This window comes from Agrilactobacillus fermenti, from assembly GCF_047943045.1.
GTDB classification, from domain to species: domain Bacteria; phylum Bacillota; class Bacilli; order Lactobacillales; family Lactobacillaceae; genus Agrilactobacillus; species Agrilactobacillus fermenti.
Genome location: NZ_CP181347.1, coordinates 2,155,894 through 2,179,025, shown reverse-complemented (window position 1 = coordinate 2,179,025; position 23,132 = coordinate 2,155,894). Strand labels below are relative to the sequence as shown.

Below are 23,132 nucleotides of genomic sequence, written 5' to 3'. Positions count from 1 at the left end.
TTTCTGATTTTGTATCGCTTTTAATATCGCTAAATTTAATTATTCATGGCGACTGGATTGTTAACTGTTGGGGCGGTGATTGCCAATAAGTCAGCACCAGTTGGGACATCACCTTGAGTCATTGGCGCAACTTCTGCGTAACGATTGGTATTGGTGACTACGATCATAACAGTGGTGTCATAACCAGCTTCGGCAATTGCTTGATAGTCGAAACTGCCTAAAGTGTTACCTGCAGCAACATGATCGCCTTGTTTAACGTTACTTTCAAAATATTTACCTTGTAATTCCACCGTATCAATACCTAAATGAATCAAAACTTCAGCGCCATCATCGGACTGCAGCCCATAAGCATGATGGGTTGGGTAAGCTACAGTGACGGTTCCAGATATGGGTGCCACGACGGCATCATCCGTTGGTTTGATTGCAATGCCTTTACCCATGATCTCAGTAGAAAAAACTTGGTCGTTAACTGAAGTGATTGGTTCCGTCGTACCAGCGACAGGAGCTTTAATGATTTCGTCATGCAGTGCCATAACCGGGGTATCGGTGGCGGTTGTATCTGTATCTGGGGTGCTGGTTGTTTCAGTCGTCGGGGCCTTCAAAGCTTTTTTGGCATAGACATAAGTAGTGGCAAAAGAAACGACCAGACTGACGAGTCCACTCAACAAGAATGCTGGAATCGCCCTTGGACTAATGGAGATAAAGCCAATAACCCCAGCTGACCCCATGGAAACAGCTAGAACATGGGATAAGCCTAAGAGCGCACTAGCGATACCTGAAGCAATCGCCGCACAGAAGAATGGAAACCTCAATTTCAGATTGACCCCAAAGATGGCTGGTTCGGTGATGCCTAGTAAAGCAGAGACACTGGAACTGGAAGCCAGTGCCTTTTGTTTCGCATCTTTAGTGGCAAAAAAGATTGCTGCAGCAGCCCCCCCTTGAGCGATATTCGCCATTGAAGCAACAGGGAAGATGAAAGAGCCACCAGTCTTACTGATATTGGCTAGTAAAGAAGTCTCGATCGCCGGGAAAGTTTGATGTAAGCCAGTCACAACAATAGCAGAATAGAAGAGGCCAAAGATTCCCATGCCGAACCAACCCGTCATATTATACAAGTTAACTAACCCGTTGGTTAAAAGATCACTTAAACTCCGTAAGACTGGGCCGATGATCGTAAAGGTTAGAAAGCCAGTGATCACGATGGCCAGCATTGGCGTAAACGTAAAATCAACCGCGCCTTTAAGATGTCTGTGGAAGAATTTCTCAATCGTTGCCAGAATGAAAGCCACCCCTAAAATCGGCAGAACTTGACCTTGATACCCGGCTTGCGCCACGTGCAGGCCAAAAATATTCCAATAGGCCATTTTACCAGCAGCCGTGACGGCAGCGACATTGTAACCGTTGACTAAGGAAGGCAAGACCATGATCATACCCATGGCTGCCCCTAAGTATTGATTGCCGCCGAAGCGTTTGGTAGCCGAGAAACCTAAGAGGATGGGTAAGAAGGTGAATGGTGCGGAAGCCATCGCGTTGATCATTTCGGCTAAACCTTTAAGGCCAGGCCATTGTTGAACAACAGATTTAGCCATAAATAGGTGTTCGGAAGTTAAGACGTTGTTTAGCGCCATCAAGAGTCCGCCAGCAACTAACGCTGGAATGATGGGAATGAAGATATCCGACAGCATCTTAAGAAAACTTGTAAAATAGTTTTTCTTACCGGAAGTCGCCGCAATTTTCTTAATGTCATCTGTAGTAGCTTCTTTTAAGCCGGTAATATCAATGAGCTGGGCGTAAACTTTATCCACGTCGCCAGGACCAATAATGATTTGATATTGGCCGCCAGTTTCAAAAGTGCCCTTTACATCTGGGTCGGCATCCAGTGCTTTTTGGTCGATGGTTTTAGAATCTTTTAGTACCAACCGTAATCTCGTGGCACAGTGGGCAGCGGCTTGAATGTTCGCTTGACCAACATCTTTTAATACTCTTTTTGCGACAGCTTTATGATCCATCTCAGTCACCCCTTGGTAATTTGTTAAGCGCTTTTATTATTCACAATATAAAACGCTTTCCAAAAATTGTCAAGCGTTTGACAATTTTAAATAATCTGTTTCAAGTAAACATCTATATTCTAAGGAATAATCTCAAAGTAAGCGCTTGACAATTGTTGCTAATTCTGCAATATTTAAGTTTATAAAATTAACGATGAGGTGGTCAGAAGTGAAGCAGATTCAGTGGACCGATGCATTACGGTATCGTGCCTATCAAGATTGGCCAGCAACGTATCAAGCATCATTACAACAAACCGTCGCTAAAAGTCCTTGGCGGACGCAAACACATATTCAACCCCAGACAGGCTTATTGAATGATCCCTGCAGCTTGAACTATTTGAATGGGGTGTGGCACTTCTTTTATCAGCAGTATCCGTTTGGCCCTGTACATGGTTTGAAATCGTGGCATCACTTAACTTCAACAGATTTGGTTCACTGGCAGCCAAGTCAGCCGGATATTTTACCAGATACGTCATATGACAGTCATGGTGTTTACACCGGTTCTGGCTACCTTGAAGATCAGCAATTGCACTTTTTATATACGGGAAATGTTCGTGACGCCAATTGGCAGCGGCATGCTTACCAAATGCACGCTTACATTAATGCTGACAAGCAATTGGTTAAAGATGCCACGCCAGTGATTGCCGCCCCACCGGCTGGGTTTACCCAGGAGTTTCGGGATCCTTTTGTCTTCGAATATGAAGCGCAGCGTTATGCTTTGATCGGCGGTCAGCGGCAGGACAAAACCGGGGCCATTTTGTTGTATCGGCAAGCAGCTAAGCATGATTGGCAGTTTGTTGCGCCGTTAAAGCTACCAAAACGCTATTGTGGTTATATGGTGGAGTGTCCCAATATTGCTTTTATCAATGGTAAGGTGGTTTTGGTATTTTGTCCCCAAGGGTTAGATAAATCAATTTTTGCTTATGATAATCTGTATCCTAATATCGCTTTAGTTGCGGATAAATTTGATCCAGAGACCGGGGCGTTAGGGTCAAATTTGAATTTACAACAACTTGATGCTGGGTTTGATTTTTATGCGACGCGGTTAGCTACCGATCCAGCAGGGCAAATATTGGCGATTACGTGGCTGGGATTACCAGAGATTCAATACCCGACCGATGATTACGGCTGGGCCCATGTGTTGAGTTATCCACGGATTTTAACATTAGATGCCCAAGATCAGGTGCGCTTGAAACCACATCCCAATTTACAGCGTTTGCGACAGCAGCCTTTGCTGCCGACATCATCGGCAGATGGCACCCAGTTTGCGTTTAAAGGAGCGTTTGAATTGGTTGGCACAATCGACCAAGTTCAACCATTGTCTATTACAGTACCAGCTGCTGCCGGGGAGAGAGAGCCGGCACTTCAAGTAACCCTAGATTTTGAAAAAGGTCAAGGGACTTTAACTCGACCAGCTAACACGACGGGTGGGGCTCAGCGGACATTTGATCTACCAGCGATGCACGAGTCAACATTACAACTGTTCATTGATGAATCAGTTTTTGAGATCTTTTTGGCAGATGGGCGCTGTGTGCTTTCAGGACGATTCTTTGGGACAAAGGCACCGGAAACGATTATGATCAATGGTATGACCCAAGCAGATGAATTGCAGGCTTGGCAGCTGCAAAGGAGTAATCAAGCATTATGAAACCGAAACTAGAAGATGTGGCCCAACTTGCCGGCGTTTCACCGACGACTGTTTCTCGGGTGATCAATAATCACGGTGCGATCAGTGCCAAAACCCGTCAAGCGGTACAAATGGCTATGGATCAATTGCACTACCAGCCGAATTCTTTGGCGCGATCTTTGCAGGGCAAAGCCACCAAGTTGATTGGACTGATTTTTTATGATATCAGTCACCCTTTTTTTGCGGAGCTGGTGTCCCGGTTAGAAGGTATTTTATTTGAAAAAGGCTATAAAACAATTTTATGTAATAGTGCCAATAATCCTGATAAAGAACGGGCTTATTTGAAGTTATTAGCTGCCAATCAAGTGGATGGCATTATTGCTGGCGCACATAATGAGGGTATCGAAGAATACCAGGCATATGATTTACCGATTATTTCTTTTGATCGCTACTTGGCTGCTAAAATCCCCATCGTGAGTTCTGACAATGCGATGGGTGGGCGCCTAGCTGCGGAAAAGCTATATTTGGGCGGCGTTCGTCGGCCTATCATTATCAGTGGCGTTGAAACAAAAAAGTCGCCGACAAATGGTCGTACGACTGGATTTCAAGCGTTTTTTAAACAACAAGCAATCGATGTGCAACAATATGTCATTCCTTTTGAAACGACAGCGCAGCTGCGCCGGGAACGCTTGGCTAATTTATTAACAACATCCGTTTGTGATGGGGTTTTTTGTACCGATGACTTAACGGCGATTCAATTGCATCAAGTGGCCCAAGCGCATGGTATAAAAGTACCAGATCAATTAAAGATTGTCGGCTACGATGGGACCAAGTTTGTACGTGATTATTATCCGGCTTTGACGACGGTTGTACAGCCGCTAGAAGAGATCGCCAACACGTTAGTTGCGTTACTTCAGGAACGGATTCAAGATATGCAGGTCCCATTGAAAGCTCAGTATCAGTTACCAGTAGTCTTGCATCAAGGGCAAACAGCTTGATAGTGAATATTAGAAGGACCCATTTAGTCTTAGCGGACTTGAATGGGTCTTTTGTTTTAAACGCGTTCGTGAAGCTAGTTTTGTTACCTAACCCTAATGGTTAGCTGAAGCTGGCGCTTCATCTGCACAATTTGGATTAGTGCGCCAAAACTGCCCAGCTTCACTCACGCTCTTTTTTAAACGCGCTCCAAAGGGCAACGCCTTCACCTAACCTCGAATGTCTCAAATGGTAAATACACCATTTATCGTCATTCTTGTTAGTGTTCAGCCGCTGAGCGCTCTTTGTCACGCTCTGCTCTAAACGCGTTCACAGCACTAATCGTTTTGTCTAACTACAAATTATTTGTAGGTGCCAGCACCTCCGGCATAATTTTAGGTTAGAACGCAACGATTACCCAGTACTGCTCACGCTCTAAAGCTTTTTTCTAGCAAATTTTTGGTAATAAACGTATGATTTGAATAAAACGTACTGGAGGGGGAGTCTAATGTTACGGTTATTATTAAGGGCTGTGCGTGAGTACCGTAAAGAGTCTATCCTCACACCGCTATTGGTGACAACGGAGGTGGCGATTGAGACCTTTATTCCGTTTTTAATGGCCTCAATTATTGATAAGGGCATCACACCGGGCAATGTCAATTACATTTGGCGGATGGGTCTGCTCTTAATTGTGATGGCGTTAGCTTCACTTTCAGCTGGCGCAAGTTCAAGCTGGTTTTCTAGTCATGCCGCTGCTGGTTTTGCCAAGAATCTGCGGCATGATATTTTTAGCAATATTCAGAAGTTTTCTTTTCAAAATATTGATCATTTTTCAAGCTCAAGTTTGGTAACACGAATGACAACGGATATCACCAATGTTCAAAATGCTTATCAGATGACGATTCGCATTGCTGTCCGGGCACCGCTATTGTTGATCTTCTCGATTATGATGGCTTTTTCGATCAATGCTCAAATGGCGATGATCTATGTGGTCGTTGTGCCGATACTAGCCATTTCTTTATATGTGATCGTTCATTTTGCTTATCCGCTATTCAAACTGGTATTTAAGCGCTACGATCGGTTGAACCAGGTTGTGAGTGAGAACTTACGGGGCATTCGTGTGGTTAAGACTTTTGTCCGCGAAGCCGAGGAAAAGCAGAAGTTTGAGGCGGCATCTAAGGATATTTACACCGTTTTTTCCAAGGCTCAGCGAATTTTATCACTAAACGCACCCCTAATGACATTCATGATCAATACCACCATCTTGGTGATTTCTTGGTTAGGCGCTCAAATGATTGTTGGCGGTCAGATGCAAACGGGTCAATTGGTTAGTATGTTTGCCTATACGAACTCGGTCTTGTTTAGTTTGATGATGCTGAGCAATATCATCACGCAGCTCTCCCAATCCCAAGCTTCAGGACAACGGATTGCTGAGGTCTTATCGGAAGTACCTTCGATCGTGGACCCGAAAGATCCGATTTTGGCGGTGACTGATGGTAGTGTCACTTTCGATAACGTTAGTTTTGCTTATTCTACGGTCCACAAGACGCCTATTTTACAAAATATTAATTTACAAATTCCTTCAGGTGCCTTAATCGGGATCATCGGTGAAACTGGCTCTGGTAAAAGTACACTAGTACAGTTATTGCCACGTTTATATGATGCAACGTCTGGTGAAGTGCGTGTTGGCGGTGTTCCGGTTCAACAATACGCTTTGGCAGCCTTGCGTGATAATGTTGCTATGGTTTTGCAAAATAACGTTCTTTTTTCAGGGACGATTAAAGAAAATTTACGTTGGGGCAATGAACAAGCCACGGATGATGAAATCATTGCCGCGGCGAAAATCGCACAAGCTGATGAATTCATTCAAACTTTACCGGCCGGCTATGACACACATATTGAGCAAGATGGGAGTAATGTTTCAGGCGGTCAAAAGCAACGGTTGACGATTGCACGCGCCTTGTTGAAGAACCCTAAAATTTTGATCATGGATGATTCGACGAGTGCAGTAGATACGGCAACCGAGCGTGAGATTCGGGAGGCATTTCGCCATGAAATGCCTCAAATGACTAAGATCTTGATATCGCAAAGAATTACTTCCATTTCAGAGGCGGACCAAATTATCGTGATGGCGCATGGTAAAATCGATGCCATTGGGACACATCAAGAACTGATGCAGACGAATGTGATCTATCAAGCGTTGAATCAATCACAGCTTCATCATGAGGCACAAGCGTTTGACGCCCCAAGCGATGCCAGTCCAATAGCCACAGGTGGAGGTGATGTGCATGAATAATCGACCACGTTCATTTGGCAAAAAGAGCAAGGGCCCCAAGGATACTTGGGCGACGTTGAAGCGCTTATTGAAGCTGATTTTTACAGGCCATCCGATACCATTGATCGTTGCCTTTATTAGTATTATCGTTGCAGCAATCAGCGGCGTAGCTGGCTCATTATTCCTGCAGCGTTTGGTAGATGATTATATTTTGCCATTACTAAAATTACGCAGTCATAATTTTTCGGCACTTTTTGGCGCCATTTTAGTAATGGGCGGCATCTATTATTTAGGTGTGATCGCGACTTTGATTTTTACACAAATCATGCCGGTATTAGGTCAGCGCATTCAGCGTCAAATTCGGGATGATTTATTTAGTCATATGCAGACACTACCGGTTAATTATTTTGATCGGAATAGTTTTGGCGATATCATGAGCCGTTATACCAACGATGTTGATACCCTAATGCAATTGATCAGTCAAAGTTTACCGCAGTTTATCTCGTCGCTGTTTAATATTGTTTTTGTCGTCGTAGGGATGCTGTCCCTGAGCCCGTTGTTAACGTTGGTTTCACTGGTGATTTTTGGCTTGAGTATCGGGGTTGTGCGCTTCTTAAGTAATCGTTCTAGCAAATACTTTCAGGCCCAGCAAAAGTCTTTAGGGGCTTTGAATGGCTTTATTGAGGAAAGTTTAAATGGGTTAAAGGTTATTAAAGTTTTTAGTCATGAGCCACAAACTCAGCAGCGTTTTGATGCGTATAATGAGGGTTTAAGGGAAGATGCTGCCCGGGCAAATGGCTTCGCTACGATGTTATTTCCAATTATGGGGAACATCGGCAATTTGCTTTATGTACTCGTTGCTCTAGTGGGGGGTATTTTGGCGGTGAATCAAATATCTGGCTTAACTTTAGGTGCGATTGCGGCATTTTTACAATTAAGTCGGAATTTCAGCCAGCCAATTTCACAAATTTCCCAGCAATTAAATGCAATCATTATTGCTTTGGCCGGTGCAGAACGTATTTTTCAACTACAAGATGAACCTGAAGAAACGGATCAAGGCCAAGTGGTGCTAGTGCGGGCAATTAAGGGTGCCGATGGGATTTTGGCAGCAGCTCCTGAAGGTCAAATTTGGGCTTGGAAGTATCCAGATCCTAAACAGCCGTTAATAGAATTGCGTGGACGTGTGGTATTTGACCATGTGAATTTCAGCTATGATGGGCAAAAACAAGTGCTTCATGATATCAATCTAGTGGTGGCACCAGGCCAGAAAGTCGCATTAGTTGGCTCTACTGGAGCGGGGAAGACAACTATTACAAATATGCTGACCCGTTTTTATGAGATCGATAGTGGTACAATCACTTATGATGGCATCAACATTCAGGATATTCGCAAGGCATCTTTACGGCAGTCACTGGGGATGGTCTTGCAAGAGACTAATTTATTTACCGATACAGTTGCGAATAATATTCGTTTTGGCAACTTAACGGCTACGGATGCTCAAGTGCACGCGGCTGCAGATCTAGCTAACGCTACAACATTTATTGATCATTTGGCTCAGGGATTTGAGACACAAATCACCAATGGCGGCAGCAGCTTATCGCAAGGGGAGCGGCAGTTGCTTTCTATCGCACGGGCGGCAGTCGCCGATCCACCCGTGATGATTTTAGATGAAGCCACTTCTAGCATTGATACGAAGACAGAACGTCTCGTACAGGCTGGAATGGATAATTTGATGCAAGATCGAACTACTTTTGCGATTGCTCATCGACTTTCTACGATTTTTAATGCTGATTTGATTCTTGTGATCGAACAGGGGCAAATCATTGAACGTGGCAATCATGAGAGCTTAATGGCCCAGAAGGGTGCCTATTATGAGCTCTATACCGGTAAAAAGGCACTTGAGTAAGTGACAAGACATTTGGTATAATATCGAAATGCAAAAGAACTTGTTAGGTATATTGTCAATATATTGAGGTGAAATTATGGGACGAACGCGTAGTGTGGCTTTTGAAGTCAGTATTCTAGCGTTATTATCCGCATTATTAGTTGTTCAGGTTTACATTCCGCTGGTCATTCCTGGTGGGGTGGCTATTACAACGATGCACATTACAGTCGCATTGGGTGCGATTATTTTAGGAACACGTGATGGGGCCATTTTAGGGCTTGTTTGGGGATTGCTGTCATTATTTCGGGCGTATACTTCACCAGATGGACCATTATCGATTCTGATGTTTACGAACCCAGTAATTGCTATCGTCCCTCGAGTTATGGTTGGCGTTGTGGCTGGCTTATTGTTTAGTTATTTTTACAAACACACCAAAATCAAACACTCACTTAGTCTAGGCATGACCGGCTTGTTTAGTGCTTTAACCAATACGACCTTAGTGGTATTATTTACAACGCTATTTTTCCAAAATCGTTCTGGCGCTATTTTTAGTGCGGTACATGCGGGTGGTCAAAATACAAATTTGTTAATGTTTTTGATTACATTAGTCGGTATCAATGCTCTAATTGAGGTTATTGTAGGGCTGTTACTTGTCCCGGCTATTGGGACACCGTTGTTACGCTTTCGACGTGAGAAATAAGAGATAGTAGGCATTCAGTATAAACTTTTACTTTAAAGATGAAATGACCCACACTGGTAGCGATGCGGCTAACAATGTGGGTCATTTTTGGTTATGAATGGTTTAATTATTGAGTGATTTTTGTAGATTTGTTGTTTGTTTCAAAGCAGTATTGAAATTGACATTCATGATTTCAATCTGCTGATAAATTGCGGCATAATATTGATTCACACGATTTTCCTGTGCATTCAAGTTATCTTTATCGGTATCACTGTCGCTAAGCATATCATAATAATCACTTTCTGCTGAACTCATTTCAGTCATGAAGGTGACAAATGTTTTTTGATCTAAGGCGGAAATATGCAGACTTTGTGAAAGACTAGAAATTAGTTGCTTGGGTAAGTCAGGATAATCTTGATTGCCGATTTTGATCAACGTTGTTTGGTTGGTTTTCAAATCAGTTTGAATCGCCTTAAATTTAGCAAAGGCATCCTGTCGCTCCGTATAAGCCTGGTAAGTTTTGGCAGCTTTAGTTTCCAGCAAATTTTGATCAGGAAATTTCTTCTGCTCTTTTGGTGCCAATTCTTGACTTTTTTCTAGGCTATCTTTAATTATCTGTAAATTATTTTTTTGCGTTCGGATATTTTTAAGGGTTGCCGCTGTATTTTCAGATAGCTGCTCTTTTGCACCTTGCTGGGGTGCACAGCTAGTTAAAATTAAACTTAGTAGAACAAAAAATAGACTAACGATGATAGGTTTTGGTGAGATATGTGCTTTCATTTTATTTCTCCGTTTATAATTGATACTATTAATATAACTTAATCGTTGGCATCATGCCAAAATATTGTCGAAAAAGATAGCTTGATTTAGGGGGAGACGATTTGCGAATCGGTTTACGGACGATAAAAACGGCAGTTGGCGCTGCTATTGCTATTTTACTAGCCTATTATTTACATTTGCAATACTGGCCAACAGCTGGCATCATCACGGTACTGAGTGTTCAAAATACAACGAAGGCCTCTTTTCGCTTAGTGTTTTTCCGGATTATTTCCACAGCCATTGCGTTTTTGATTGCAGTGGTCAGTTTTCGCTTATTAGGCTACAACGCGATCGCATTTGGAATTTTCTTGTTATTATTCATTCCCGTAGCGGATCTGTTTAGTCTACAAGATGGCATCGTGTTGAGTGCCGTCTTAGTTACTGTTTTTTTGATAGAGCGTAGTACTTCACTGTACTGGCTGATGAATCAAACACTATTGATGGTCGTTGGTGCTGGGGTAGCAATCATTGCTAATTTATTCATGCCAAATTTGGAAGATCGTATTTCAACGTATCAAGATTCAGTGGAACAAAGTATGCAGCAGATTTTGCAGTTAATGAGTCAACAATTACAGACACCTGCTGCTGGTGATGAACGAGAGGCGTTGATTCAGGAATCATGGGAAAATATGAGTGATCTGAAGATTGCCTTAAATGATGGGATGGCCTGGACAGCGCGTCATAATGAAAATCAGCTGTTATCGGAAAATGATTATTATAAAGCTTATTTTGAGATGCGCAATAATCAATATGAATTGTTGCGACAGATGCAAACCAGTATCGAGCGCATCGATAATCCCTTAATCCAAGGCCGAGAAATCGCAATCTTGCTGCAAGCAACTGCTGAAAATATTTCTGCCAGCAATGCTGCGGAAGATCTTGTTTCGGACGTCGAAGCTTTGCAGGAAAAATTTGAATCCAGTGACTTACCCAAAAATCGTGCGGAGTTTGAAGTTCGAGCACAATTATATTATTTGTTATCGAACTTCCACCAATTTTTACGGTTAAAGAATACATTCTACACGATTGTTGCCAGTCAAAATTAATAGATTGGTCTAACAAATTAATTTATTTATGCGAGCGTTCCCACTTGTCAATGAATGGGGGTTATGTTAGTATAAAAATGTACTTTTTGAATGGCTATGGTTCGAATGTTTCAAAGACTTTCTTCCATATGTACCAAACAAGAATGCACAACAATATTTTCAAGGAGGAAATGCTCTTATGGAACATGGAACTGTTAAATGGTTCAACGCTGAAAAAGGTTATGGCTTTATTACTCGTGAAGATGGTAGTGATGTATTCGTACATTTCTCTGCTATCCAAGGTGATGGCTACAAAACTCTTGAAGAAGGTCAAAGTGTAACTTTCGATATCGAAGAAAGCGACCGCGGCCCTCAAGCTGTTAACGTTGTTAAAGAATAGTTTATAATTTATAAGACCGCGCAAACGTTTCGTTTGTGGCGGTCTTTTTTAATACACAAAAGTTTGTAGCTGAGGATGTTGCCTTTTGGCACACGTTTAAAATTTAATTGTCCTGGTCGCCGTTTGCCGCACTATGGCTAATACTTTCCAATTTCAGAGTCAGTTCGGTACAATAGAGTTAGGTAAGAATTATCGGAGGTGTGAATTTTGGCAAATGATGTTGATTTTTCTGCAATTGTACAAGATGTCGTTTTACAAAAATATGGAGATACGTCAGTTTTTAGTACGCAGGTGTTGTTAGAGGCGCCTAATTTCTTTGATCAGTGGCTGGCTGGCAAGGTAGAACTATCAAAAATTCAAGGCCACCATTTACGCCAATTGTTTACAGATTATGAATGGATGTTATGCCAAAAGGCTATTTTTCAGTCGCAATCGATTCCGGAATTAAATGGGCGCAGCGCTTATGTCTACGCGAATGCTAAAAAGCAAATTGCGAAACAGTGGCTGGCGGCAGAAAATTGTGAGAGTGCTTTTACTAAAGAACAAGTGCAGGGCCGGGCAGTCATACATTTACGCATCAGTCTAAATTATGATTTATGGGGTTTTGAAGATGTGTTAGACTTTATCGTACCTGAAACCGTCCGTTCAGAGATCGAGACCAAGCAACTGGATCTACTGACCTGGGTAAATAATTTAAAAATTGAGGCATGAGTTCAAAGTGGGTAAATTTTGGTAAAAAGAAGAAGAACTTATCGACGTAAAAAATCAAAAGAGAATAGTGGCTTACTTGCGGCGTTGATCACTTTACTGATTTTAGCGATTGCCATTTTTGGCGTGGTCAAGGGTATTGACTATCATGAGCAAAGGCTGGAGCAACAGGCAATTGAATCTTCGCAAGCAGCGAAGAATAAAGTCGCCCAAGAAAAGCAAGCTTTTATTGATCAAATAGCAACTTACGCTCAGCAACTGCAGACACAATATCATATACTGCCAAGTATCACGATTGCACAGGCAATCCTTGAAAGTGATTGGGGCAATAGCCAACTTGCCAGTCAGTACAAAAATCTTTTTGGCGTTAAAAGCGATGATCCCAATAATAGTCAACTTCTAGATACCCAAGAATACGTGGATGGTAGTTGGCACACTGTAAAGGGCCGTTTTCGGGTTTATGATAGTTATGATGCCTCCTTATTAGGCCATGCAAAACTATTGGCCGAGGGTACCTCTTGGAATGCGCAGCAGTACACGCATGTGCTCAATGCGACGAATTATGTTGACGCGGCCAAAGCATTACAACAAGATGGTTACGCCACTGATCCCGACTATGCCACTAAAATCATTCAAATCATTGAAAAATATCATTTAACGAAATACGATCAATAATCGAGAGGAGAGGGTACCCATGCCCCAGCAATACGTTCCCGAAATTATGACCGAGTTGCGCGAAGGCATTGTTAAAATGCCAACTGTGATCAAACGAGCTAGTGGAATCAAGATTTTTGAAAAAGAGATTCATTCTGTTATTTTTACAACCGATATTGCGATCATTAAAAATACCAATGCTGATGCGGTGATTGCTGTCTATCCGTTTACGCCGCACCCGACCATCATGCAGGCCATTACGATGGCTGCCGACATTCCCGTACTTTCAGGCATTGGCGGCGGTACAACGCAAGGTTCTCGTGCAGAAATGATGGCGATGTTTGCTGAAGCGCAAGGGTCACTAGGCGTGGTCGTCAACGCCCCCACACCAATAGCGACGATTCGCGCCATTGATGAAGTGGTAGATATTCCGATCATTGCGACGGTGGTCCATGAGGACACGAACATTCAAGCTTTGATTGACGCTGGTGTATCGATTTTAAATGTTTCTGGTGCTAAAAAAACGGCGGCAATTGTTGCAAAAATTAGAAAAAAATTTCAAAAAATTCCGATCATTGCTACTGGCGGTAAAGATGATGATCAGATTTTAGCAACAATTGAAGCCGGTGCCAATGCGATTACCTATACGCCGCCAACAAACGGCACGTTATTTGCGGAAAAGATGGCAAAGTACCGCGATGCTGAACAGAAAAAACACGAAGGTTAGAGTTTAATGAAATTGCATCTCTTTTATTGAGGGTGCAATTTTTTTGTGGTATTCTTTATCTTAACTAAATTCGCTTTTTATCCAACTAACGAAGGATATTATTTCAAGCAGGTGTCTTTTTCGCGTAAACACGAATATTAGTTGCAAAGTTGTTTTTCGGAAAGGAAGTTTATTTTGAAGATTTTAGAAGATCGCATTTTGCGAGATGGCCAAGTTTTAGGGCATGATGTATTGAAAGTAGATAACTTTCTAAATCACCAGGTAGATCCTATGTTAATGGAAGAAATTGGCAAAGAATTTCATCGCTTGTTCAAGAATGAGAAAATTACCAAGGTTTTGACGGTGGAATCTTCAGGTATTGCACCTGCTATTTTTACGGGCTTAGCTTTTGGTGTACCAGTGGTTTTTGCTCGTAAGCACAAAAGTGTGACGTTAAAAGATGAATTATATACGTCCGTTGTTTATTCCTATACGAAAAAGACCAGCAATCATATTGCCATTTCTAAGCGGTTTTTGAATGAGGATGATCGTGTTCTAGTTGTGGATGACTTTTTGGCTAATGGTCAGGCAGTAAAAGGCTTGATCGACATCATTGACCAGGCAAACGCTAGCTTGGCAGGAATTGGAATCGTCATCGAGAAGACTTTCCAAAAGGGTCGTCAGTTAATTGATAAAGAGGGCATTCATGTGGAGTCTTTGGCACGCATCAAGGCTTTTGAAGATGGCAAGGTAGTCTTTGTAAATGATGAGGAGGCTGAAGATGCAGCAAAGTAAGGCGCAGACAAACGCACCCAAGATTTCAAACTGGAAAGCTGCAATTTTAGGTATTCAGCATTTATTAGCGATGTATTCGGGATCAGTTTTAGTGCCGCTATTGATTGGCGGGGCATTGCATTTTTCTACGTTACAAATGACCTATTTAGTTTCGATTGATATTTTTATGTGTGGTCTGGCAACTTTCTTCCAGTTGAAGGGTAATCGGTTTATGGGTATTGGCTTGCCTGTAGTCCTTGGTTGCGCGGTTCAAGCAGTTGAACCCTTAAAAATGATTGGGCAACGGTACTCTGTTGGTACTGTATATGGTTCAATTATTGCGGCTGGTATTTTCGTAGTTCTAATTGCTGGCTGGTTTTCAAAAATCAAAAAATTATTTCCGCCATTAGTTACTGGTACTTTGATTACGGTAATCGGATTGACCTTGATCCCAGTTGCTTTTCAGAATTTAGGTGGTGGCGATACGACTGCTAAGACTTTTGGTGATTTAACGAATATTGGGATCGGCTTTTTGACTGTTTTCATTATTTTGGCAGTTAGTTTTTGGGGCCGAGGTTTTCTGAAGTCGATTGCTGTGTTAGTTGGACTTGTGGCCGGCACATTAGCTGCTTCAGCATTTGGCTTAGTTTCATTAAAGCCAGTGATGGAAGCGAGCTGGTTTCATTTTCCGCAATTCTTTTATTTTGGCACGCCAAAATTTGAATGGTCTTCTATTGTGACGATGATTCTGATTTCGATGGTGTCCATGGTGGAATCCACCGGGGTTTACTTTGCCTTAGGGGATATTACCAAGCGTAAGTTAACTAGTGATGATTTGAAACGCGGCTATCGGGCTGAGGGTTTGGCAATTATCTTTGGCGGCCTATTTAACACTTTCCCATACACAACTTTCTCGCAAAACGTTGGTTTGGTTCAACTTTCTGGCATCAAGACGCGGCGGCCGATTTACTTCGCGGCTGGATTTTTAGTACTACTTGGTTTATTACCAAAGGTTGGTGCTTTGGCTACGATCATCCCTAGTCCAGTTTTGGGCGGTGCCATGTTAGTTATGTTCGGCATGGTAGCTGTTCAAGGTATTCGGATGTTGCAGAATGTGAATTTCCAAAGTGATAAGAATCTGCTAGTTGTCGCTGTATCGATCGGTTTAGGCTTAGGTGTGACCGTACAGCCAGCAATTTTTCAATTCTTACCTAAAACAGCGCAATTATTATTTGGTAACGGCATCGTGATGGCTAGTTTATCGGCAGTCTTTTTGAATTTATTATTCAATGGTACTGGAACGGTAGATGAAGATGAAGAGACCGGCCTGAATGAAAATGATGAAGCTTGACGAATTGTTTTGCTTTTATAATGTCAGTCCTGGCAAACTGTGGTAGGGTAGATTTTAAGGAAACTTAAAAGAAGGCAGGCAAAACAATGGCTTTTATTTATCCAATGCAAACCGTTGGTATTATTGGCGGTGGCATCAAAAGTTATCATTTGGCACTGACGGCTAAGCAAATGGGGTTTCGCGTGGCCTTGTTAACATCTGTTCAAGAACCCGTTTTAGACATTGTTGATTATCCTACGATTGGCAATCCTAACGATTTACAGACTGTTTTGGATTTTGTCAACGGCTTACAGGCCGTTATTTATCAAGATGAAAATATTGATCCACAGATTCTTGAAACGATTCAGGCCAATAATAATGTGCCTCAAGGAACGGATATTTTATCGATCACGCAAGACCGGTACTTAGAAAAAGTTTTTTTAGATGATCTGAATTTAAATGTTGCGCCTTATATGACTGTTGTTAGTTCTGCAGATGTTGCTAACGGATTGGCGTCCATTGGATATCCGGCAATTATTAAACCGATCCAAAAGGGCTTGAGTCATAACCGTCAAGAAGTACTTTACCGTCAACAGGATATTGCTCAAAGTGAAACCTATCTTAGCGGTGGTTCGGCAATTCTAGAATCCTGGGTGCCTGTGGATCAAGAATTTTTGATCATGGTTGTGAAGGATCAAAAGCAAAAAGTTCAGTTGTTACCAATTATTGAGACCTTTTTTGATGGACATCAATTGATAGCTGCACTAGTTCGGCCGCGAATCAATGCGGCCGTGGCTGAAGAAATTCAACGAATCGCTCATGTGATTGCTGATAAGATCGATTACTGTGGTGTTTTTGGGATTTCTTTCCTAAAAACTGAAACAGACAACTTATATACTCAACGTATTTTTCCAGGGATACATCTTGGCGCGGACGTCTATCAAGCCGTTCTTGGAATTTCCCAGTATGAGCTGCAACTGCGGGCTTTATTAGGATGGCCAGTTCCTGAAGTGCATGTGAGAACCAATGGCGCTATGTTAGTTATTTTAAAAGCAATTGAAGAAGAGAGCTATACACAAGTTAAAATCAAGCCGGATTGGCAGTTTAATTATTATCCGTTGGCTGAGACGCCTGCTTTGGCAACACCAATTGGCCAGGTGATAGTTACTAATGAGATTCAAACAGATTTGATCAATAAAATTAAAGCAACGGATTTGTGGCATATTTAACTTTACAACACAAAGGAGAAAAAAATGATTCCTCGTTACGTAAGACCAGAAATGGGTGCAATTTGGACAGATGAAAATCGCTACCAAGCTTGGCTAGAAGTTGAAATATTAGCTGATGAAGCCTGGGCAAAACTAGGTGAGATCCCAGCTGAAGATGTAGCCAAAATTAGAGCCAATGCAAAATTTGATGTTGCCGAGATTGCGCGTTTGGAAAAGATTACGCATCATGATGTGGTTGCCTTTACGCGGACAGTTTCTGAGAGCTTAGGCCCAGAGAAAAAGTGGATCCACTATGGTTTAACGTCTACGGACGTTGTGGACACAGCTTATGGTTATTTACTAAAACAGGCCAATGATATTTTGCGCCAGGATATTGCTGCTTTTCTAGAAGTGATTGCTAAGAAGGCGGAAACCTATAAACATACCGTAATGATGGGGCGGACCCATGGTGTGCATGCCGAACCAACGACTTTTGGTTTGGTGCTGGCTAACTGGTACGCGGAAATGAAGCGCAATCAGGAACGGTTTGAACATGCGGCCAAAGGCGTTGAAGCCGGCAAGATCAGTGGTGCGGTGGGAACTTTTGCCAATATTCCACCCGAAGTTGAAGCTTATGTGACGGAACATCTAGGAACTCGCGCTCAAGATATTTCAACCCAAGTATTGCCTAGAGATCTGCATGCAGAATATGTGCAGACGATGGCTTTGATTGCAACTTCTATCGAGCGTTTTGCCTTAGAGATTCGGCATCTACAACGGACAGAAGTACGCGAAGCTGAAGAATATTTTGCTGCTGGTCAAAAGGGCTCTTCAGCGATGCCGCATAAACGGAATCCGATTGGTTCTGAAAACGTAACTGGATTAGCCCGTGTGATTCGTGGACATGCGGTAACAGCACTGGAAGATGTGCCGCTATGGCATGAGCGTGATATCTCCCACAGTTCTGCGGAAAGAATTATTTTGCCAGACACAACGGAGCTGCTAGATTATATCTTACATCGCTTTATGACAATCCTAGATAAATTGACCGTCTTTCCAGAAAACATGATAAATAATATGAACAAGACCCATGGTTTGATTTATTCACAGCGGGTATTGCTCAAATTGGTTGATAAGGGTTTAAGTCGTGAACAAGCTTACGACATTGTGCAGCCAAAGACAGCCCAAGCATGGGATGAACAAAAAGACTTCCGAACTTTATTGGAAGCTGATCCAAAAGTAACTGAACGTTTATCTAAAGCCGACTTAGATGATGCTTTCGATTATCATTGGCATCTTAAAAATGTGGATCGTATTTTTAAGCGTGTCGGTTTAGATTAAAGCATCATTGATCGCCTTTTGTCACACTATCTTGTGAGTCTAAACGTGTTCCAAAAGGCAACGACCTTACCTAACAGCGCATTCCTCAAATGGAAAATCCACCATTTATCGTAATTCTTGTTAGTGCTTGGCCGTTGAGCGCCTTTTGTCACACTCTGCTAAAGTAAATGCTGTAACATCAAATAATTTGGAAATTGAAGAAACTGGGATGACAGAAATTTCTGTTACTCAGTTTTTTTGTTTACGGCTGGAGTAGCTATAATAAGTAACATAATTTTGTTATAATGTAGTGTGCTTTTTAGACTAAAATATAATTTTTATGTACCCGAACGAGTCAGTGAAAGGATCCAAAAATGACGATAGATTTACTAAACAAACTGAATGATAAGCAAAAAGAAGCGGTGCAGACAACGGAGGGCCCATTATTAATCATGGCCGGCGCTGGGAGTGGTAAAACTCGTGTTTTGACACATCGCGTTGCTTATTTGATTGAAGAAAAAAATGTTACGCCTTGGCATATCTTAGCGATCACTTTTACCAACAAAGCTGCGAAAGAAATGAAAGAACGTGTCGGACAATTATTAGATGAAGAGGATGCGCGTAATGTTTGGGTCTCCACTTTCCATGCGCTGTGTGTGCGAATTTTACGGCGTGAAAGCGAGAAAATCGGCTATGCTCGTAGTTTTACGATTGCGGATCCCGCTGAACAATTAACTCTGATCAAACGGATTTTAAAGAATTTAAATATTGATCCTAAGAAATTTGAGCCACGCAGTATTTTGAATACAATCAGCAACGCCAAGAATGATATGGTCAAACCTGAAGATTATGAACAACAGACCGGTTCTTTATTTGAAGAGATCGTAGCCAAAGTTTATAAACGCTATCAGCAGTCTTTACAGGCAGATCAAGCTATGGATTTTGATGATTTGATCATGCTGACGATTGAATTATTTCAAAAAGATCAGCCAACGTTAAGTTACTACCAAAATAAGTTTCAATATATTCATGTCGATGAATATCAGGATACTAATGAAGCTCAATATCAGTTGGTGCGGTTGTTAGCTGGGGGTTATCAAAATCTTTGTGTCGTTGGTGATGCCGATCAAAGTATTTATGGTTGGCGCGGGGCCAACATGAATAACATTTTGAACTTTGAAAAGGACTATCCTACAGCGCAGATCGTTTTACTGGAACAAAATTATCGTTCGACGAAGCATATTTTAAAAGCGGCCAACGAAGTCATTAATAATAATGTGGTCCGCAAGCCTAAAAAACTTTGGACAGAAAATAGTGAGGGCCCTAAGATCACTTACTATCGCGGTCAAAGTGAACAAGATGAATCATTATATGTTATTGACCAAATTCAACAACAAATCAAAGAAAATAATTACAAGTATGGTGACTTTGCTATTCTTTATCGGACCAACGCCCAGTCACGGGTGATGGAAGAAGGTTTTGTGAAAGCCAATATTCCTTACAAAATGGTTGGTGGGCACAAGTTCTATGATCGTAAGGAAATCAAAGATGTTTTGGCTTATTTGCGCTTGGTCGCAAATCCAAAAGATGACATGAGTTTTCAGCGCGTCATTAATTCGCCAAAGCGCGGGATTGGTCCTGGTACGGTTGAAAAGCTGCAAGATTTTGCGGATGAACATGATTTTTCGCTGCTTGAAGCCTGCTTGAATATCGACTTATCAAATATCAATGGTCGTGCTCGGGGAAACTTAGCTGACTTTGGGAATATGATTTTCGACTTGCGAGAACGGATCGAAGCTGAGACAATTTCTCAATTGACAGAGGATCTATTGGATCGTTCCGGTTATTTGAAGGCTTTGAAAGCGCAACACAATTTAGAGGCCGACAGTCGCATTGAAAATATTGAAGAATTGCTTTCAGTAACTCAGCGGTTTGATGACAATTATGAGCCCGAGGATGAAGATAGCGATAAATTCGTAGATTTCTTAGCGGATCTGGCACTTGTTAGTGATCAAGATGATTTAGAAGAAGAAGCTAGTGAAGTGACCTTGATGACGCTGCATGCGGCTAAAGGTCTGGAATTCCCCGTAGTCTTTTTGATCGGTATGGAAGAAGGCATTTTCCCGCTATCCCGGGCAGCAGCAGATCCTGACGAACTGGAAGAAGAACGGCGCCTGGCTTATGTGGGCATTACGCGCGCACAAAAGAAACTTTATTTGACGAATGCCTACTCCCGGGTACTCTATGGCCGTACGCAGAGTAATCCAGCTTCACGGTTTGTGGGTGAAATCGACGATGAGCTGTTGGATTACGGTAATCAAAATGCGGCGGCGATACCTTTCCGCCAGACCAGCACCCCGAGTCAGCGGCGCTTTGATAATCAAATGCGTCGTGCGCAAGCGACAACTCATGTGGCACACCAAAGTGGTCCCGTGGCTAAAACCAGTTCAGCGGCGCAGGTAACTTGGACCGCTGGTGATAAAGTGACGCATAAAAAATGGGGCACTGGTACAGTTGTGAAAGTTAATGGGACCGGTGAAAATGCAGAGTTAGATATTGCGTTTAAAGAACAAGGTGTCAAGCGATTATTAGCTGCTTTTGCACCAATTACCAAACAAGAATAGTCTTAAGATAAATTAATAATGGTGATTAAAGATGACCTTAAAAAAATCAATTGAAGCCTATACCAAGACAGAAGCCAACACAGAAGCACAACAGTTACGGCAAACGCTACAACAGTATAGTGACGCTTATTACACTAAGGATGCACCTTTGGTAGAAGATAGTGTTTACGATGCACTTTATCGCGATCTTCAAGACTTAGAAACGGCTTTTCCGGATATTGTTACCCCGGATTCACCAACCCAAAAAGTCGGTGGTGAAGTTTTACCCGGTTTTGACAAAGTAACCCACACCATACCGATGCTGTCCATGGGAGATGTGTTCTCCTTTGATGAACTTAAAGCATTTGATGCGCGCTTAACCCGTAATGTGGGACATCAATTAAGTTATAGTACAGAATTGAAAATCGATGGTTTGGCAATCAGTTTAGTTTATGAGAATGGACGTTTTGTCCAAGGTTCAACGCGGGGAGATGGCAATGTCGGCGAAGATATCACTAAGAATTTGTTGACGATTGATTCAATTCCTAAGCTTCTGCCTGAACCGCTTTCAATCGAAGTGCGTGGTGAGTGTTATATGCCCAAAACTGCCTTTGAGAAGCTAAATAAGCAGCGCGAAGCAGAGGGAAAGCCGATTTTTGCCAATCCACGTAATGCTGCGGCAGGTAGCCTGCGGCAATTAGACACGCGTGTTACTAAAGCGCGCCAGCTAGATACCTTTATTTACTTCATCACGCGCATGGATACACTAACACTTCAGACTCAAACGGAAGCCTTAGCTAAATTAAAAGCTTTGGGTTTTCATGTCAATCCAGATAGTCAGCTCTGTCATAATATTGCGGAAGTAATCACGTTTATTGAAACCAATACACCGAAACGCAATGCGTTACCATATGGTATCGATGGGGTGGTTTTGAAAGTCGATGATTTGACTACCCAACAAACGCTTGGTAATACGGTTAAAGTCCCTCGTTGGGAGATTGCCTATAAATTTCCACCTGAAGAAGCACAAACCGTTGTCCATGATATTGAATGGACGGTGGGCCGCACTGGGGTGGTTACGCCAACTGCGGTCATGGATCCGGTACCGCTTGCGGGAACGACTGTGGCTCGAGCCACCTTGCATAATGTAGATATGTTGAAGGCCAAAGATATTCGAATTGGGGATACCGTTAGCTTACATAAAGCTGGCGATATTATTCCAGAAGTATCTGCTGTGATTTTAAATAAGCGACCAGCAGATACGGTGCCTTATGAGATACCGACAAAGTGCCCTTCTTGTGGTTCCCAATTGGTTCATTTAGAAGACGAAGTAGCTTTACGCTGTATCAATCCCATGTGTCCGGCTCAGATCAAAGAGGGCCTGACCCATTTTGCCAGTCGCAACGCTATGAATATTGATGGTTTGGGACCACGCGTGATTGCTCAATTATTTGAAAAAGAATTGGTCCATGATGCAGCTGATTTATACCGCTTGACGGCTGAGGACTTAAGCCAATTAGATAAATTCAAAGAGAAATCGATTGCAAATTTACTAGGTGCTATTGATCGCAGCCGACAAAATTCAGTGGAACGGCTGTTGTTCGGTTTAGGCATTCGCCATGTGGGTGCTAAAGCTGCTAAAATTTTAGCGGCACATTATGGTGATATCTGGCAGTTAGCGAAAGCGACTAGCGAAGATATGACACAGATAAATAATGTCGGTCAGATTATGGCAGATAGCGTTGCAACTTACTTTAACAATGCTGAAGTTCAAACCTTACTCCATGAATTTGCTGCTGTAGACGTCAATTTAAAATATTTAGGTGAAACTGAAGCCGTGCCCGAGGCCAACTTCTTTAAGGATAAAACAGTGGTATTGACCGGTAAACTTAACGACTTTACTCGGCCCGAATTAACCGAAAAATTAGAACATTTGGGCGCTAAAGTTACCAGCTCAGTTTCTAAAAGAACGGATATTTTGGTCGCTGGTGAAGCAGCAGGTAGTAAATTGACAAAAGCACAGCAGCTTGGCGTTGAAATCATCAATGAGCAAGAGCTGGATGAGTATTTGCCTCAAAAGTAGGTAGGAGGACAAA

At 42.3% G+C, this 23,132-nt stretch carries 18 protein-coding genes; 16 read left to right on the top strand and 2 right to left on the bottom strand.

Going from position 1 to position 23,132, the window contains the following annotated elements; translation table 11 throughout:
• Positions 1-35: 35 nt before the first annotated feature.
• Positions 36-2,009, bottom strand: a complete 1,974-nt coding sequence (locus ACNAN0_RS10890; protein WP_416353284.1) for a sucrose-specific PTS transporter subunit IIBC — start codon at positions 2,007-2,009, stop codon at positions 36-38.
• A gap of 208 nt (positions 2,010-2,217) precedes the next feature.
• On the opposite strand from ACNAN0_RS10890, the gene ACNAN0_RS10885 reads away from it, so the two are divergent.
• From ACNAN0_RS10885 to ACNAN0_RS10865, 5 genes are all read left to right on the top strand, one after another.
• Positions 2,218-3,696: a sucrose-6-phosphate hydrolase gene (locus tag ACNAN0_RS10885; RefSeq protein WP_416353283.1), complete on the top strand. Its 1,479-nt coding sequence runs from the start codon at positions 2,218-2,220 to the stop codon at positions 3,694-3,696.
• Positions 3,693-4,673, top strand: a complete 981-nt coding sequence (locus ACNAN0_RS10880; protein ID WP_416353282.1) for a LacI family DNA-binding transcriptional regulator — start codon at positions 3,693-3,695, stop codon at positions 4,671-4,673. Before ACNAN0_RS10885 ends, ACNAN0_RS10880 begins: the two co-directional genes overlap by 4 nt.
• Positions 4,674-5,158: 485 nt before the next feature.
• The gene (locus ACNAN0_RS10875; RefSeq protein ID WP_416353281.1) at positions 5,159-6,946 is read left to right on the top strand and encodes an ABC transporter ATP-binding protein; all 1,788 of its coding nucleotides are present in this window, start codon (positions 5,159-5,161) and stop codon (positions 6,944-6,946) included.
• Positions 6,939-8,831 (top strand): ABC transporter ATP-binding protein, encoded by a 1,893-nt coding sequence (locus ACNAN0_RS10870; RefSeq protein ID WP_416353280.1) that lies wholly within the window; start codon positions 6,939-6,941, stop codon positions 8,829-8,831. The genes ACNAN0_RS10875 and ACNAN0_RS10870 overlap by 8 nt, the downstream gene beginning before the upstream one ends.
• Before the next feature lie 76 nt (positions 8,832-8,907).
• Complete coding sequence (locus tag ACNAN0_RS10865) at positions 8,908-9,510, top strand: ECF transporter S component (RefSeq protein ID WP_416353279.1); 603 nt, start codon at positions 8,908-8,910, stop codon at positions 9,508-9,510.
• A 102-nt stretch (positions 9,511-9,612) separates the two neighbouring features.
• On the opposite strand, the gene ACNAN0_RS10860 is transcribed toward ACNAN0_RS10865, so the two are convergent.
• Positions 9,613-10,269 (bottom strand): hypothetical protein, encoded by a 657-nt coding sequence (locus ACNAN0_RS10860; protein WP_230912365.1) that lies wholly within the window; start codon positions 10,267-10,269, stop codon positions 9,613-9,615.
• 101 nt (positions 10,270-10,370) lie between these two features.
• On the opposite strand from ACNAN0_RS10860, the gene ACNAN0_RS10855 reads away from it, so the two are divergent.
• The 11 genes from ACNAN0_RS10855 (at position 10,371) to ligA (ending at position 23,119) form a co-directional block, all read left to right on the top strand.
• Complete coding sequence (locus ACNAN0_RS10855) at positions 10,371-11,354, top strand: aromatic acid exporter family protein (protein WP_230912366.1); 984 nt, start codon at positions 10,371-10,373, stop codon at positions 11,352-11,354.
• 178 nt (positions 11,355-11,532) lie between these two features.
• Positions 11,533-11,733: a cold-shock protein gene (locus tag ACNAN0_RS10850; RefSeq protein ID WP_230912367.1), complete on the top strand. Its 201-nt coding sequence runs from the start codon at positions 11,533-11,535 to the stop codon at positions 11,731-11,733.
• 207 nt (positions 11,734-11,940) lie between these two features.
• Entirely contained in the window at positions 11,941-12,444 is a 504-nt protein-coding gene (locus ACNAN0_RS10845) for a hypothetical protein (protein WP_416353278.1), read from the top strand.
• A gap of 18 nt (positions 12,445-12,462) precedes the next feature.
• A complete protein-coding gene (locus tag ACNAN0_RS10840) occupies positions 12,463-13,116 on the top strand; it encodes a glycoside hydrolase family 73 protein (RefSeq protein WP_416353277.1) in 654 nt (217 codons plus the stop codon).
• A 19-nt stretch (positions 13,117-13,135) separates the two neighbouring features.
• A complete protein-coding gene (locus ACNAN0_RS10835) occupies positions 13,136-13,822 on the top strand; it encodes a hydrolase (protein ID WP_416353276.1) in 687 nt (228 codons plus the stop codon).
• Positions 13,823-13,996: 174 nt separating this feature from the next.
• On the top strand, positions 13,997-14,596 hold the full coding sequence (locus ACNAN0_RS10830) for a xanthine phosphoribosyltransferase (protein WP_230912371.1): 600 nt from the start codon (positions 13,997-13,999) through the stop codon (positions 14,594-14,596).
• Positions 14,583-15,926, top strand: coding sequence for a nucleobase:cation symporter-2 family protein (locus ACNAN0_RS10825; protein ID WP_230912372.1), 1,344 nt, complete (start codon positions 14,583-14,585; stop codon positions 15,924-15,926). The genes ACNAN0_RS10830 and ACNAN0_RS10825 overlap by 14 nt, the downstream gene beginning before the upstream one ends.
• Before the next feature lie 86 nt (positions 15,927-16,012).
• Positions 16,013-17,134, top strand: a complete 1,122-nt coding sequence (locus tag ACNAN0_RS10820; RefSeq protein WP_416353275.1) for an ATP-grasp domain-containing protein — start codon at positions 16,013-16,015, stop codon at positions 17,132-17,134.
• 24 nt (positions 17,135-17,158) lie between these two features.
• Complete coding sequence (gene purB, locus ACNAN0_RS10815) at positions 17,159-18,454, top strand: adenylosuccinate lyase (RefSeq protein WP_230912374.1); 1,296 nt, start codon at positions 17,159-17,161, stop codon at positions 18,452-18,454.
• A gap of 353 nt (positions 18,455-18,807) precedes the next feature.
• A complete protein-coding gene (gene pcrA / locus ACNAN0_RS10810; RefSeq protein ID WP_416353274.1) occupies positions 18,808-21,057 on the top strand; it encodes a DNA helicase PcrA in 2,250 nt (749 codons plus the stop codon).
• 31 nt (positions 21,058-21,088) lie between these two features.
• On the top strand, positions 21,089-23,119 hold the full coding sequence (gene ligA / locus ACNAN0_RS10805; RefSeq protein WP_416353273.1) for an NAD-dependent DNA ligase LigA: 2,031 nt from the start codon (positions 21,089-21,091) through the stop codon (positions 23,117-23,119).
• Positions 23,120-23,132 lie beyond the last annotated feature (13 nt).

Excerpts from the sequence above, each read along its gene's own strand:
- ACNAN0_RS10890 (WP_416353284.1), bottom strand. The coding sequence starts at position 2,009 with ATGGATCATAAAGCTGTCGCAAAAAGAGTATTAAAAGATGTTGGTCAA.
- ACNAN0_RS10880 (WP_416353282.1), top strand. The coding sequence starts at position 3,693 with ATGAAACCGAAACTAGAAGATGTGGCCCAACTTGCCGGCGTTTCACCG.
- ACNAN0_RS10860 (WP_230912365.1), bottom strand. The coding sequence starts at position 10,269 with ATGAAAGCACATATCTCACCAAAACCTATCATCGTTAGTCTATTTTTT.
- ACNAN0_RS10835 (WP_416353276.1), top strand. The coding sequence starts at position 13,136 with ATGCCCCAGCAATACGTTCCCGAAATTATGACCGAGTTGCGCGAAGGC.
- ACNAN0_RS10875 (WP_416353281.1), top strand. The coding sequence starts at position 5,159 with ATGTTACGGTTATTATTAAGGGCTGTGCGTGAGTACCGTAAAGAGTCT.
- ACNAN0_RS10870 (WP_416353280.1), top strand. The coding sequence starts at position 6,939 with ATGAATAATCGACCACGTTCATTTGGCAAAAAGAGCAAGGGCCCCAAG.
- ACNAN0_RS10820 (WP_416353275.1), top strand. The coding sequence starts at position 16,013 with ATGGCTTTTATTTATCCAATGCAAACCGTTGGTATTATTGGCGGTGGC.
- ligA (WP_416353273.1), top strand. The coding sequence starts at position 21,089 with ATGACCTTAAAAAAATCAATTGAAGCCTATACCAAGACAGAAGCCAAC.
- ACNAN0_RS10850 (WP_230912367.1), top strand. The coding sequence starts at position 11,533 with ATGGAACATGGAACTGTTAAATGGTTCAACGCTGAAAAAGGTTATGGC.
- pcrA (WP_416353274.1), top strand. The coding sequence starts at position 18,808 with ATGACGATAGATTTACTAAACAAACTGAATGATAAGCAAAAAGAAGCG.
- purB (WP_230912374.1), top strand. The coding sequence starts at position 17,159 with ATGATTCCTCGTTACGTAAGACCAGAAATGGGTGCAATTTGGACAGAT.
- ACNAN0_RS10825 (WP_230912372.1), top strand. The coding sequence starts at position 14,583 with ATGCAGCAAAGTAAGGCGCAGACAAACGCACCCAAGATTTCAAACTGG.
- ACNAN0_RS10865 (WP_416353279.1), top strand. The coding sequence starts at position 8,908 with ATGGGACGAACGCGTAGTGTGGCTTTTGAAGTCAGTATTCTAGCGTTA.